This window comes from Marinifilum sp. N1E240, from assembly GCF_009295825.1.
Classification (GTDB): Bacteria; Bacteroidota; Bacteroidia; order Bacteroidales; family Marinifilaceae; genus Marinifilum_A; species Marinifilum_A sediminis.
On record NZ_WHKF01000005.1, the window covers coordinates 1 to 14,481 of the forward strand.

Genomic DNA, 14,481 nt, shown 5'->3' on the forward strand with positions numbered 1-14,481 from the left:
TCTTCCCATTCCGAACAGAGAAGTTAAGCCCGTTAGCGCCGATGGTACTGCAGAAATGTGGGAGAGTAGGTCGACGCCAACCTTTAAAAAGAGTCTTATTCCAAATGGAGTAAGACTCTTTTTTATAATGAAAAATTACGTGCAAAGGATATTCTTTGTAATTAAAATATTAACGATTTCAGGTATTTATAGCGGCAAGGTTCCACCTCTTCCCATTCCGAACAGAGAAGTTAAGCTTGTTAGCGCCGATGGTACTGCAGAGATGTGGGAGAGTAGGTCGATGCCAATCTTTAAAAGAGTCTTATTCCATCTAGGAGTAAGACTCTTTTTTTATGAATTTAATTCAGTTTAATTAAGATTGATGCATATGAATTGGTTGAACAACTTTTAAATTCAACTTCATAAGTCTGGAAAGGTTTAAATTTCTTTTAAGTTGGGCATAAAAAAAACACTCAATCAAAAGATTGAGTGTTTTCTGGGGGTGGGCCCACATGGGCTTGAACCATGGACCCCCTGATTATGAGTCAGGTGCTCTAACCAGCTGAGCTATAGGCCCTCGAAAAACTTATAAAATAAAAGCAATGTTTTATCTTTGTTTTCGGTGTGCAATATTACATATTTGTATTGAATAATTCAATAATTGACACAAAAATTTTATGCAAAAATACAATTCTTTCTCAAATATAATCTTTGATTTCGGTGGTGTACTTTTGAATATTGATCCGGATAAGGCAGTTAACAGTTTTAAAAATATTGGTTTAGAGGATGTTCAATTAATTAAAAATGAATATCGGACTAATGGTTTATTCGATTCACTTGAAAAAGGAATTATTAGTGCAGATGAATTTAGATCTGAAATTAGAAAACACATTTGTAAAGATGTAAGTGATAAGGAAATTGATGAAGCTTGGAATTCCATGCTTTTAGATCTGCCTTACGAACGATTAGAGCTTCTTAGCCGACTTAAGGAAAAGCATAGAATATTTTTATTGAGTAATACTAATATCATCCACTGGGAAGCTTATACGGGGATGATACGAGAAACTCATGGAGTTAACTTGTCTGATTTTTTTGAAAAAGATTATTATTCTCATGATATGGGTTTGAGAAAACCAGATACTAAAATTTATTCATCGGTTTTATACAAGGAAGGACTGGTTGCAGAGGAAACATTATTTATTGATGATATGTTTGCCAATGTTGAAGCGGCAAGATCGGTTGGTATGAAGGGACACTTCCTGGATTTGGATAATGGTGAAACAGTTTTGGACTTGTTCGGAAATTAAAAAGGATTATTTCTTTTTGAAACTACCCATTGTATTGTCGTAATTGATATAGTACAAGCCTGACTGAAGTCCTTTAAGATTGATTTTGGTACCGAAGCCTTTAAATACAATATTACCGAAATTATCGTAAATTTCATATAAAGTGGAGTCTGTAAAAAGAAGTTCATCTTTTACTTTTTCAGGACCAAAACTAACTAATTTTAGTTTTGATTGATGAACGATACGATCTGAATATTTTGGCTTGCCAGTATAATCAGTTTGACACAATCGAAATAAATTTTCACCTGTATGTGGACGAACATTTAATTCATATTTGTTAAGGGTGGACGAACCTTTTCCTTCCACTTCACCAACAGTTATCCATTTGTTCCAACGATATTGTTGCACAGTAAAAGGAATAGAACCCATTTCGCCACGAGTACTCCAATGCAATATTCCTTTTTTGTCCACCTCTGCTTTTTGTAAAACAAATGATGCCTTAGGTTGTATAACCTCGGCATTTATAACTCTTGGTATACAGCCGCTTTTATAACGAAGTATTACAGTAATTTTTTGACCGATATCAAAATTGAAATGTGTTAAATCTATCTCGAAAGCGCTGCTGTTAATTTCATCAGATGACGTTTGACCATTTACGCTCACTTCGTAAACGCAATATCCAATACCTGAATCGGCAAAGGGGTTCATAACGTAAAGATTTTTGCCCAAATAAATACCACTTAATTCGAGTTTATCTCCATAAGCGAAAGTAAATAGAAATGAAAAAATTATGAGCAGGACTTTTTTCTTCACGCTGATAATGCTATGTTTAGGTCTATACGCAAGATATAAAACTATATGTAATAAAAAAATCCGTTAATCAAGTTAATTGATATTATTGTCAATCCAATCACCGTTACGTTTAATGATTTGTTTGAGTTCAGATATGGCTTCTTTACTAGGAATATTCTTGATTAAAACTTCGTGCCCTTTGTAAAGAGACACCTTACCCGGACCAGCTCCTACATAACCATAATCAACATCTCCCATTTCGCCAGGACCATTTACAATGCAGCCCATAACTCCAATTTTTAAATGAGTTAAGTGGGAAAATTCTTTTTTTACTTCTGCAACTACATCCTGCAACTGGAATAGTGTTCTACCGCATCCAGGGCAGGAAACGAATTCAGTCTTTGTAGTTCTTACTCTTGCCGCCTGAAGAATTCCAAAAGCGGTAGATAAAACCTCATTTTGAGGAAGTATTCCATTGTTTTCTATGCTTATGCCATTACCGAATCCATCGAAGAATAAGCTACCTAAATCGCAAGATGATTTTATGTGTAGATCTTCGAGTGAATTATCGTGGAAAGATCTTTTGAAAATTATTGGAGCTTTACAATTACTTTCAATCAATTTAAATGCAAAGGCTCTTTGTTCTGCAAATGCATTCTGATGATTCGATTTACAGATTAACACGATTTTAGGATTTGCTTTTACCTTTTCAATAAAATCATTGGAGAGATCTTTATAAGTACACTCTAAAAAGTGAATGTCGCAACAAAATGCAGTTAGGTTATCATTTAAAAATTCCTCTGTTTGAAACAATGGATAGGATTTATCGGTATATTGATCAGTTAATTCCCAACATTCCTGATCTACAATAATGCCCATGTCTTTTGGATAATCAGCAAAAATTGGATCGTACCCATTAACATATATGTAATCGGCTGCTAATTTCCCTTTTTCCCACTCTAGTGTATCATCATCCTGAATGTAGCCTGCCAATTGTGGTAAATCGGCAGTTAAAAATCTTTCGTGACTTAAATCTGAGATGACTACAGGAAGTTTTTTACTGCCAATATTCTCAATCAGATAGGTTGATCTCTTGTAAAAATCAAACAGGTTGACATCGGCATTTTCAACGGGAACAATTTGCTCATGATTTTCTTTCTCTAAAACATAGTCCACTAATTTTTGCCCAACAGGAGATTCTATTTCCGGATCTTCAGTCAAGGAAATACGAACTGTATCTCCTATCCCATCATTTAAAAGAGCTCCGGTTCCAACTGCCGATTTAATTCTTCCGTCTTCTCCTTCTCCAGCTTCAGTAACACCCAAATGCAAAGGAAAATGGATATCTTCATTTTCCATTTCACTTACTAACAGACGAACTGTTTTCACCATCATTACCGTATTGCTCGATTTAATGGAAATAGCAACATTGTAAAAATCTTGTTCCTTGCAAATCCTCAGAAATTCAAGAGTTGCTTCAACCATACCTCTTGGTGTATCACCATATCGGCTCATTATTCTGTCTGATAAAGAACCATGATTGGTACCAATACGAATTGCCGTATTGTGTTCTTTACAGATGCGTAAAAGTGGAATAAATTTATCTCTAATTTTCTCTAAATCTTCCTGATACTTATATTCTCCATAATTGCTATTGTTGAAATCAGCTCTTTTATCCACAAAATTTCCCGGATTGATTCGAACTTTATCAACGAATTTTGCTGCTATCGTAGCCGCTTTAGGATTGAAATGAATATCAGCAACCAAAGGAGTTTGATAACCTCTCTTTAACAATTCCTCTTTTATAAACCTTAAGTTCTCAGCCTCTTTAGTACCTTGAGTAGTCAAACGTACATATTCAGCACCCGACTCAATCATTCCAATAGCTTGCTCAACGCTTGCATTAATATCGTTTGTATCGGTATTGGTCATCGATTGAATCCGAATAGGATTACATGCTCCCATTGGTGTAATTCCAATTTTCGATTCGCTCGATGTGCGACGAGAATAGTTAAAAAGATCTTTACAAAATTGTTTATGTTGTGAGAAACTCATTGCCTTTGATTTGAATTTAAGCACAAAGGTAATTGATAAATTTTATAAATTTGATCATCCTTTAGCAAGAAGTAAGAGCTCTCAAGCTATAGGACAACAATGTAAACCATTCCTATGTCGATAATTGTTCAAGAAGTAAGTAAGCTGTATGGCAAACAAAAAGCACTCGATACCATTAGTTTTGAGATTAACAAAGGTGAGGTTGTTGGATTTTTGGGTCCTAATGGAGCTGGTAAATCAACAATGATGAAGATTATTACGGGATACATTCCACAATCTTCGGGATTTGTTGAAGTGAATGGTTTAAATATTGAGGAACATTCGCTAGAAGTTAGAAAGCAGATTGGTTATTTGCCCGAGCATAATCCATTGTATCTGGAAATGTATGTGAAAGAATATTTGGATCATGTTGCTTCCATTTACAAGCTGGGTAATAAAAGGACTCGAATTGCCGAAATGATTGAGCTTACAGGATTGGGAATAGAACAGAATAAAAAAATTGGCTCTCTCTCGAAAGGATACCGGCAAAGAGTGGGAATTGCTCAGGCTCTGATTCATAATCCGAAGGTTTTAATACTCGATGAACCAACTACAGGACTCGATCCCAATCAGTTGATAGAAGTAAGGAAATTGATTCAGGATATAGGGAAAGAAAAAACAGTAATGCTTTCAACACATATTATGCAGGAAGTTGAAGCTTGTTGCGAAAGAGCTTTAATTATTAATAAAGGAAATTTAGTTGCTGATAAACGAATTGTAAATTTAAATTCAGAATTAAATTCTAAGATAATTGAATTGGAATTTGCCGAAAGAATTTCAGTTGAGAACCTAAAAAGTCTCCCAGCAATTAAAGGAATAAACGATTTGGGTAACAATCGATATGCAGTTTCAACAGATGAAGATATCCGTAAAGAAATATTTCAAACAGCAGTGGCAAATAATTGGATCATTTTAGAGATGAAGCTACAAAGCCAAAATCTCGAAGAAATATTCCATGAATTAACAGTCGAATAAAGACTTACATGTCTTAATAGAGGTCAAACTAGCTGTTTTTCAGGAGTACGAATTGTTAAAAACAGCTAAAACAGCTCTTGCATTTTTGTTTCTTTCCGAAATAATACTTTCCTTTGCGACGAAATAAGTGGAAAGATTTGGCTGCTTGCAACCACAGAAAAAAATGCTAAATGGTAAACTATATTGCTTTTCTGCAATTAGATGACCTAACATTGCTTTCCCGTATCGTGAACACCATTATTTAGTAATGGTATTAAACAACAATACGTATTGATTATTTCAGACATAGTTAATTCTCGTATGTAGTATTGATGACACTGAGACAATCGATAGGACAACTAATTTATTAAAATATTATGGGATATTTATTCACATCAGAGTCAGTTTCAGAAGGACATCCAGATAAAGTCGCTGATCAAATTTCAGATGCTTTATTGGATAAATTTTTAGCTTTCGACCCAAATTCGAAAGTTGCATGTGAAACTATGGTTACAACCGGGCAGGTTATTCTTGCCGGTGAGGTTAAAACCAAAACTTATATCGATGCTCAAGAAGTTGCTCGCCAGGTAATCAATCGTATTGGTTACACTAAAAGTGAGTATCAGTTCGATGGAACATCATGTGGTGTTTTATCAGCAATTCATGAGCAATCAGATGATATCAACCGTGGTGTAGATCGTGAAGATCCAATGGCACAAGGTGCAGGTGATCAGGGAATGATGTTCGGTTATGCGAGCAAAGAAACTGATGATTATATGCCTTTATCTTTAGAGCTTTCACATCGTTTGCTCATCGAATTGGCAGCTATTCGTCGCGAAGGACGAGAGATGACTTATCTTCGTCCAGATTCAAAATCTCAGGTAACCATTCAGTATAACGATCAGGATTCTCCTGAAAGAATTCACACCATTGTGGTTTCTACTCAGCACGATGATTTTGGTCCGAATGATGAATTAATGTTGGCTAAAATCAAGAAGGATGTTAAAAACATTTTGATTCCGCGTGTCATCAATCAATTACCAGAACGTGTTCAGTCTTTGTTCGATGATGAGATTATATTACACGTAAATCCAACAGGAAAATTTGTAATTGGTGGTCCTCACGGAGATACAGGATTAACAGGTCGTAAGATTATTGTTGATACATACGGTGGTAAAGGTGCTCACGGTGGTGGTGCATTCTCAGGAAAAGATCCTTCAAAAGTAGACCGTTCGGCTGCCTATGCTTCTCGTCATATTGCGAAAAATTTGGTTGCAGCTGGTGTTACCGACGAAATTTTGGTTCAATTGTCATATGCAATTGGTGTTGCCGAGCCTGTAGGTATTTTTGTTGATACTTATGGTAAATCGAATGTATCGCTTAGCGATGGAGAAATTGCTGAGAAAGTAAAAGAATTATTTGATTTGCGTCCGGCAGCTATCGAGCAACGTTTGAAATTACGTAATCCTATTTACGAAGAGTCGGCGGCTTACGGTCACATGGGACGTACACCGAGAACCGTGGTGAAGAAATTTGATTCTCCTTACTTTGGTGATAAGGAAATGGAAGTTGAATTGTTTACCTGGGAGAAACTCGACTATGTAGAGCAGGTAAAAGAAACATTTGGTTTGTAAACAACAACAAACACATTATATTTAAGCCATTCCTTTCGGGGAATGGCTTTTTTGTTAGTGCTTAAATTTTCGATTTAAAAAACGATAAGTAAGATTTGAAACACCTACAAAAATCAGAAACCAAACGAAACCTATAATTATAGCTTTAATCATTATTTTAGAGTCAATAAGATATTCTGGCAAAGGTAATTTTATCAAGTTGGTGATGATTATTCCTATCACAATTGATAAGAATATTTTAAGTTTTCTGTTCATTGTATTTTAGTCCTTTTTTACTTTAGCATCAATTGGGTAATGCATTACTGTATCTTTAATGCTTTTATCTATAGGGATAAATTTGAAATTTATTGACTTTTTAATTTTTTCGTTTGAGTAATGCTTCACATTGTGCGATGCTCGGGCGGTTTCTCTGGTAAAACCTGCAGGTTTAAACAAAAAAATCTTTTTTAGTAGTGCAAATCGCCAACCAATTTCAGTCATTTTTGACGACGCATATATTGTAGGACCTTCAATACCAATGTATTTTGCGATGGACTTGGAAATGAATTCATAGGTGCAGTCTTCGCCATTAAGGATATAGCGCTCGTTAACGAGATTACTTTCCATTAGTTCAACCATGGCTCGGCTTACATCTCTAACATCCACATAACCTGTAATTCCTTTTGTGTAATATTTTAATCCTTTGGCAACTGTGCTAAATAAAAGTGAGCTTCCCTTATCCCATTGTCCTGGACCCAAAATAATAGATGGATTTACAATTACGGCATTTAAACCTTCTTCAATTCCACGCCAAACTTCCAATTCGGATTGAAACTTACTTACCGAATAGCCTGATCGTTTTTCTTCAGGACTCCAGGGAGTTGTTTCAGTAACGGTATCTTCTCCCTCTTCGGGCGATCCCAATGCAGCAATGGAGCTTACCATGCAAAATTTATGAATCCTGGCATCAATACAAGCGTTAACCAAGTTGCGAGTTCCCTCTACATTTATATCCAACATGTTCTTTTTGTCTTCTTTTTTAAAAGAAACCAAAGCCGCACAATGATAAACATCTACAACATCTTTTAAAGCTACTTCTAAAGAAAAAGGATCGAGCATATCACCATTGAACCACTCAATTTTTTGGTAAAGTTCATCAGCTTTATCGGTATAATACGAAAAAGTGTTTTTAACCAAATTGGTATTGCTACTTTCTCTTTTTAGAGCACGTACCTTTTGTCCTTTCGAAACTAAATCGAAAAGTAAATGAGAGCCAACAAGACCTGTTCCACCAGTTACAAAAATCATAGGTTGAGAATTAAATGTAAAAGAAAACAGGGTGAAGTTATTTCACCCAATTCAGTTTAATGGTTTGTTTCATTTGGTAGTGAACGCTTAATGGTACCGGACTTGTTCCAGTTACTGCTTCAATAATTTTCTTTTCTTCAGCAGTATAATCCTTATCTGGGAAGTTGAATTCTACAATTACTTCAGATACACGACGAGGATCACTTGCCATTATTTTCGTAATATCCAGTTCTGTTCCAACAATATCAATATTGTTATCACGAGCCACAATTCCCATAATGGTCATAATACAAGAACCCAATGACGTTGCCAATAAGTCGGTTGGTGAAAATGCTTCTCCTTTTCCCTGATTATCGGTTGGTGCATCGGTAAAAATTTTATTTCCAGATTGTAGATGAATACATTCTGTTCGTAAATCTCCAAGATATTTGGATTTTATAGTTGTCATGGTATTTTGATTTGAAATTTAAAGCTAAATATATCTAATAATTTCGGATTATAAGTAAGTAGGATGAAATGGGATTTAATCATCATTGAAATGCTGATTAAAAAACCTTTAGCAGCCTGAATATGCATGCAATATGATCATTCGCTTTTGTATTTTTTCTATATTTGTAAACTTTTTAGCGAATACAAGATAAAATTAATATAAATGAGCACTAAATTTCCAGAGTACAAAAACTTTGATCTTTCTCAGATCAATAAGGATATCTTAAAGGATTGGGAAGAAAACAAGACTTTTGAGAAGAGTTTGGAGACCCGTGAAGGGAACCCATCTTTTGTTTTCTATGAAGGACCTCCTTCAGCGAACGGAATGCCAGGTATTCACCACGTTATGGCTCGTGCACTTAAGGATATTGTATGTAGATACAAAACTCTTAAGGGATTTCAGGTGAATCGTAAAGCTGGTTGGGATACACATGGTCTGCCAGTAGAACTTGGTGTTGAAAAAGAACTGGGAATTACTAAAGAAGATATTGGAACCAAGATAACCGTTGATGAATACAACGAAGCTTGTAGAACCAATGTCATGAAATATACCCGTGAGTGGGAAGATTTGACTTCGAAAATGGGATACTGGGTAAATATGGAAGATCCATATATTACTTACGATAACCGTTATATCGAAACGCTTTGGTGGTTGTTAAAGCAAATGTTCGAGAAAGACTTGCTTTACAAAGGATATACCATTCAGCCATTCTCTCCCGCAGCAGGTACTGGTTTGTCAACTCATGAGTTGAATCAGCCTGGATGTTACAAAGATGTAAAAGATACCACTGCAGTTGGTATGTTTAAAGTTGCTCGCGATGAAAAGAGTGAGTACTTATACGAAGGAATTGATTGCGATGCCTACTTTATTGCATGGACTACTACTCCTTGGACACTTCCTTCAAATACTGCTTTGGCTGTTGGTCCTAAGGTTGATTACGTTCGTGTTCGCACTTTCAATCCATACACAGGAAATCCATGTGTTGTAATTCTTGCTAAAGATCTATTCTACAATTTCTTTGATAAGAAATATGAAGGTTTGGAACTAGGCGAATATAAGGCTGGAGACAAGCGTTTAACGTTCAAAACTCTTTCGGAACACAAAGGAACGGATTTGGAAGGAGTTCGTTATGAGCAGTTAATGCCGCTTGTGAAACCAGAAGGTGATGCTTTCCGTGTGATCTTGGGTGATTTCGTAACTACCGAAGATGGTACTGGTATTGTACACATCGCTCCTACTTTTGGTGCCGATGATGATAGAGTCGCAAAAGCAGCAGATATTTCACCTTTAATTCTTCGCGATAAAGAAGGTAAGATGCAGCCAATGGTTGATCGTACCGGTAAATTCTTTAAGATTGAAGATTTAGATGATGAGTTTGTTAAGAACTATGTGAATGTTGAAGCTTACGGTGAGTATGCCGGTCGTTTTGTAAAGAACGATTACGATCCAACTTTAACGGAGAAAGATGCAACTTTAGATGTTGATATCGCTGTAGCTCTAAAATTACAGAGTCTTGCTTTTAAGGTAGAGAAACATGTTCACAACTATCCACACTGTTGGAGAACCGATAAGCCAGTACTGTATTATCCATTGGATTCATGGTTTATCAAAACTACGAAAGTTCGCGATCGCATGATCGAATTAAATAAAACCATTAACTGGAAACCTCAATCAACTGGTGAAGGTCGTTTCGGAAAGTGGTTAGAGAATCTTCAGGATTGGAACCTTTCTCGTTCTCGTTACTGGGGAACTCCGTTACCAATTTGGGTTAGCGAGGATCGTACAGAAGTAAAATGTATTGGTTCAGTTGCAGAATTGAAAGCTGAGATTGAAAAATCTATTGAAGCTGGTTTCATGACTGAAAATATTCTTGCAGATTACGTTGAAGGAGATAATAGCAAAGAGAATTACGAGAAATTCGACTTGCACCGTCCGTACGTTGATGGATTATTCCTTGTATCCGATTCAGGTAAAAGATTGGTTCGTGAACTAGACTTGATCGACGTTTGGTTTGATTCAGGTGCGATGCCATATGCGCAGCAACACTATCCATTCGAGAACAAAGAGAATTTCGATAAGTTATTCCCTGCTCAGTTTATTGCAGAGGGGGTTGACCAAACACGTGGATGGTTCTTTACACTTCACGCAATTGCAACCATGTGTTTTGATGGTGTTGCTTTTGAAAATATCATCTCTAACGGATTGGTATTGGATGCTAAGGGTAACAAAATGTCGAAGCGTCATGGAAATGCTGTGGATCCTTTCGAAACTATTGAAAAATATGGTTCTGATCCTTTACGTTGGTACATGATCACTAATGCTCAGCCTTGGGATAATCTTAAATTTGATTTAGGTGGTGTTGAAGAAGTTCGTCGTAAATTCTTCGGAACATTATATAACACATATTCTTTCTTCCAATTATACGCAAACATCGATGGTTTCAACTATTCTGAGGCTGATGTTAAAATGGAAGATCGTCCTGAAATTGATCGTTGGATTCTTTCTTTATTGAATTCATTAATTAAAGAAGTAGAAGAGTGCTACGAAGCTTACGAGCCAACTCGTGCCGGTAGAGCCATTCAGGATTTTGTGAATGAGAACCTTTCTAACTGGTACGTTCGCTTGTGTCGTAAGAGATATTGGGGTGGAGAATACGATACGGATAAGATTTCTGCATATCAAACTCTTTACAAGTGTTTAGAGACGATTTCAGTTCTAGCTTCACCAATCGCTCCATTTTATATGGATCAATTGTTTAAGGATTTAAATTCGGCTACAGGTCGTTTCTCTGAGCAATCGGTTCACCTAATTGATTTCCCAAAATACAATGCAGAAGAAATTGATAAGGCATTAGAGGAAAGAATGGACATGGCTCAGAAGATCTCTTCTATGTCGTTAGGATTGCGTCGTAAGGTGAAAATTCGCGTTCGTCAGCCACTGCAGAAAATCATGATTCCTATTTTGGATGAAACAATGGTTCCTCAGTTGGAAGCGATCAAGAACATTGTTCTTTCTGAGATTAACGTGAAGGATATGGAGTTCATTACTGATACATCAGGAGTATTGGTGAAGAAAATTAAGCCAAACTTTAAGACCTTAGGTCCTAAGCACGGTAAAATCATGAAACAAATTGCTGCTGCTATTGGTCAAATGAATCAGGAAGATATTGTAACATTTGAGAAAGCTGGAAACTTTGCTATTACGGTAAATGAGCAAATTGTAGATCTTACTTTGGAAGATGTTGAAATCATCTCAGAAGATATACCTGGATGGTTAGTTGCCAACGAAGGGAAACTTACTGTTGCAATGGACGTAAATATCACTGAAGACTTAAGAAAAGAAGGTATTGCTCGTGAATTTATCAATAGAATTCAAAATCTAAGAAAAGACAGTGATTTTGATGTAACTGATAAGATCAAATTAGAGATTATGATGCATGAATCCATTAATGATGCGGTACTTGCTCATAAAGAATACATTGGAAGTCAAACATTGGCTGTAAGTGTTGAATTAGTGGAGAAATTAGCGGAAAATGAAGCTAAGGCAGTGGAGATAGAACAAGGTGTAGAGAGCTTTATTAAGATCGAAAAAGTTAGTGAATAATCGATTTTTTGTTATCTTTAAAAAAAATAGATGCAATGACAGATAAAAAGCGATATACAGACGAGGAATTGCAAGAATTCAAAGATTTGATTCAATCGAAACTTGCAAAGGCTAAAAAGGATTTTGATACATTAAAGGCTGTTATTTCTAACAGTTCGGGTAATGATATTGAAGATACTTCCCCAACTTTTAAAGTTTTGGAAGAAGGAGCTTCAGTTTTGTCTAAAGAAGAGGCTGGTCGATTGGCACAGCGTCAGGCTAAGTTTATTTCACATTTGGAAGGCGCTTTAATTCGAATCGAGAATAAAACATATGGTATTTGTCGCGAGACTGGTAAATTAATCGGTAAAGAAAGATTACGCGCTGTACCACATGCTACTTTAAGTATCGAAGCTAAAAACAAACAGTAAATTATTCAAATAGAATATATAAAATGATTGGAAGAATATTCTTCCAATCATTTTTGTTTAGAAGCAAAGGTTTTTATTTCTTTAAAGGCTGAAAAACAATAAGATTAAACATTTAAAGCAAAAATATGTCGCTATTTAAAAAATCGGTAGCACTAATTGTGGTACTTCTGGTTTTGGATCAGGTGCTAAAAATTTGGATTAAAACCAATATGATGTTGGGAGAAGAATTCTCGGTTTTTGGGGATTGGTTCCTTATCCATTTTATTGAAAATAACGGAATGGCTTTTGGAATGGAGCTGGAAGGCGAGTGGGGTAAAATCTTACTAAGTCTTTTCCGTATTGTAGCCGTTTGTGGAATTGGTTGGTATCTGTATGATATTTGTACTAAAAAAGCTCCTATTGGCTTAATAATGGCTATTTCATTAATATTTGCTGGTGCTATGGGTAATATAATCGATAGTGCTTTCTACGGGATGATTTTTAATGATAGTTACTATCAGGTTGCTACTTTTATGCCCGAAGCTGGCGGTTATTCAAGCTTTCTGCATGGTAAGGTAGTTGACATGCTTTATTTTCCTTTACTTGAAGGAAGATTTCCTGAATGGCTTCCAATGTGGGGTGGAGAGCATTTTGTTTTCTTCAGACCTGTTTTTAATGTTGCTGATTCATACATTACCATTGGAGTTGCATTTATATTTCTATTCCAACGTACCTATTTCATGAGAGAAAAATAGAGAAATTTACTTAATATAGTAAAAGCCCTTTTAAGGGCTTTTTTTGTGTCTTTATGTAAGGTATTTTTGATATAACTCTTGTCAATTGGCGAAATGAAAGATTAAGCCTATTTATCTTTATAATATTTAAATAAAGAATAACATATAAACTAATTTTAATATTTGCAGGAAATTATAGTTTGTATTATATTTATTATTAAATTCACATTAACGACTGCAAGCAATTGTTTATGAGGGTATAATATTCATGTTATTTTGCCTTAAAAGCAGCTACTACTAACGACTACTAATAATAAATTTATGAAAGAGCCATCTACTAGTTTTCAAGAGAAATGTACGATTTGTTATAGTTCTAATTAAATTCTTATACGAATACTGTAAATGAAGATAAATCTGTTTAGACAGACTGATTTTATTCTAGGAGTGTAATTAATTTAATGAGGATAAGAAGATGAAAAAGAAGATTCGTATTTTAATTGTCGAAGACGAATATGTTATTGACGAAGAGATTCTGTGTCGATTAAATGAGATGGATATTGAAATCACTAAAACTGTTTTTCATTCAAGAATTGCCATTCAGTATTTGACGGAATCAGAAATTGATATTGTATTGATTGATGCAAATATAAAGGATGATCTTGATGGATATCAATTAGCAAGAATTGTTAAAAAAGAATTTCACAAGCCTTTTATTTATCTAATATCATCAGGGATACAAGACAATATTGAAAAGCTAAATGAATCAAATCCTAGTGGAATTATCCTACAAAATTCATCTCTAAAACAAATTTATTTTTCAATTGCCCTCGCAATTTGTAATGATCAAGAGTCAAGTGAAAATATGATTTCTAATGCTGATGAAAATACCTCCTTAAACTTATTGAGTAATTGCTTATTTCTTAAAAAGAACAATCATTTTGATAGGGTTAGTTTTGATGAAATATTTTGGTTGCGTGCTGAGAATAATTATACTGTTATTCATACACTTAAGGGGGATTATTTATACTCTATGGTATTGAAGAAATTTGTTGAGAAATTACCACAAAAGCAGTTCTTAAGAGTACATAGATCTTATATTATAAATCTTCATAAAATTGAAGGATTTGAAGGGAAAATGGTAATTATCGATAACCAGCATATTCCAGTTGCAAAAAATTGTTATAAATGTGTTTTCGATCTATTACCAACTGTTTAAGGTGAGAATACTGTCCAGTAAAT

Annotated in this window: 11 protein-coding genes, 1 tRNA gene and 2 rRNA genes; 9 read left to right on the forward strand and 5 right to left on the reverse strand. The window is 35.1% G+C overall.

Features of this window, described 5'->3' with window-relative positions:
• Positions 1-82, forward strand: a 5S ribosomal RNA gene (gene rrf / locus GCQ56_RS13530); the annotation flags it as partial.
• A gap of 96 nt (positions 83-178) precedes the next feature.
• Positions 179-289, forward strand: a 5S ribosomal RNA gene (gene rrf / locus GCQ56_RS13535).
• Between the two features lie 193 nt (positions 290-482).
• Here the strand turns inward: rrf (GCQ56_RS13535) and GCQ56_RS13540 are convergent.
• A tRNA-Ile gene (locus tag GCQ56_RS13540) sits at positions 483-556 on the reverse strand.
• A gap of 100 nt (positions 557-656) precedes the next feature.
• Here GCQ56_RS13540 and GCQ56_RS13545 point away from each other — a divergent pair.
• Positions 657-1,286: an HAD family phosphatase gene (locus GCQ56_RS13545; protein ID WP_152735017.1), complete on the forward strand. Its 630-nt coding sequence runs from the start codon at positions 657-659 to the stop codon at positions 1,284-1,286.
• Between the two features lie 6 nt (positions 1,287-1,292).
• Here GCQ56_RS13545 and GCQ56_RS13550 read toward each other — a convergent pair whose 3' ends face one another.
• Both GCQ56_RS13550 and ispG read right to left on the reverse strand, forming a co-directional pair.
• The gene (locus GCQ56_RS13550; protein ID WP_227006078.1) at positions 1,293-1,973 is read right to left on the reverse strand and encodes a hypothetical protein; all 681 of its coding nucleotides are present in this window, start codon (positions 1,971-1,973) and stop codon (positions 1,293-1,295) included.
• A 177-nt stretch (positions 1,974-2,150) separates the two neighbouring features.
• Positions 2,151-4,112, reverse strand: a complete 1,962-nt coding sequence (gene ispG / locus GCQ56_RS13555; protein WP_152735018.1) for a (E)-4-hydroxy-3-methylbut-2-enyl-diphosphate synthase — start codon at positions 4,110-4,112, stop codon at positions 2,151-2,153.
• 114 nt (positions 4,113-4,226) lie between these two features.
• Here ispG and gldA point away from each other — a divergent pair, with 114 nt between their 5' ends.
• Both gldA and metK read left to right on the forward strand, forming a co-directional pair.
• A complete protein-coding gene (gene gldA / locus GCQ56_RS13560) occupies positions 4,227-5,126 on the forward strand; it encodes a gliding motility-associated ABC transporter ATP-binding subunit GldA (protein ID WP_152735019.1) in 900 nt (299 codons plus the stop codon).
• 356 nt (positions 5,127-5,482) lie between these two features.
• The gene (metK, locus tag GCQ56_RS13565) at positions 5,483-6,739 is read left to right on the forward strand and encodes a methionine adenosyltransferase (RefSeq protein ID WP_152735020.1); all 1,257 of its coding nucleotides are present in this window, start codon (positions 5,483-5,485) and stop codon (positions 6,737-6,739) included.
• Positions 6,740-7,000: 261 nt separating this feature from the next.
• Here the strand turns inward: metK and GCQ56_RS13570 are convergent, their stop codons facing one another.
• Complete coding sequence (locus GCQ56_RS13570) at positions 7,001-8,026, reverse strand: NAD-dependent epimerase/dehydratase family protein (protein WP_152735021.1); 1,026 nt, start codon at positions 8,024-8,026, stop codon at positions 7,001-7,003.
• Positions 8,027-8,063: 37 nt separating this feature from the next.
• The gene (locus GCQ56_RS13575; protein WP_152735022.1) at positions 8,064-8,474 is read right to left on the reverse strand and encodes an OsmC family protein; all 411 of its coding nucleotides are present in this window, start codon (positions 8,472-8,474) and stop codon (positions 8,064-8,066) included.
• A gap of 204 nt (positions 8,475-8,678) precedes the next feature.
• On the opposite strand from GCQ56_RS13575, the gene ileS reads away from it, so the two are divergent.
• The 4 genes from ileS to GCQ56_RS13595 all read left to right on the forward strand — a co-directional run bounded on the left by ileS (position 8,679) and on the right by GCQ56_RS13595 (position 14,458).
• Positions 8,679-12,119, forward strand: coding sequence for an isoleucine--tRNA ligase (gene ileS / locus GCQ56_RS13580; RefSeq protein ID WP_152735023.1), 3,441 nt, complete (start codon positions 8,679-8,681; stop codon positions 12,117-12,119).
• Positions 12,120-12,154: 35 nt separating this feature from the next.
• The gene (locus GCQ56_RS13585) at positions 12,155-12,529 is read left to right on the forward strand and encodes a TraR/DksA C4-type zinc finger protein (RefSeq protein WP_152735024.1); all 375 of its coding nucleotides are present in this window, start codon (positions 12,155-12,157) and stop codon (positions 12,527-12,529) included.
• A gap of 125 nt (positions 12,530-12,654) precedes the next feature.
• Entirely contained in the window at positions 12,655-13,263 is a 609-nt protein-coding gene (locus GCQ56_RS13590; RefSeq protein ID WP_152735025.1) for a lipoprotein signal peptidase, read from the forward strand.
• A 451-nt stretch (positions 13,264-13,714) separates the two neighbouring features.
• Positions 13,715-14,458 carry a LytTR family DNA-binding domain-containing protein gene (locus tag GCQ56_RS13595; RefSeq protein ID WP_152735026.1) on the forward strand — a complete coding sequence of 248 codons (744 nt, stop codon included), beginning with the start codon at positions 13,715-13,717 and terminating at the stop codon, positions 14,456-14,458.
• The last annotated feature ends 23 nt before the right edge of the window (positions 14,459-14,481 follow it).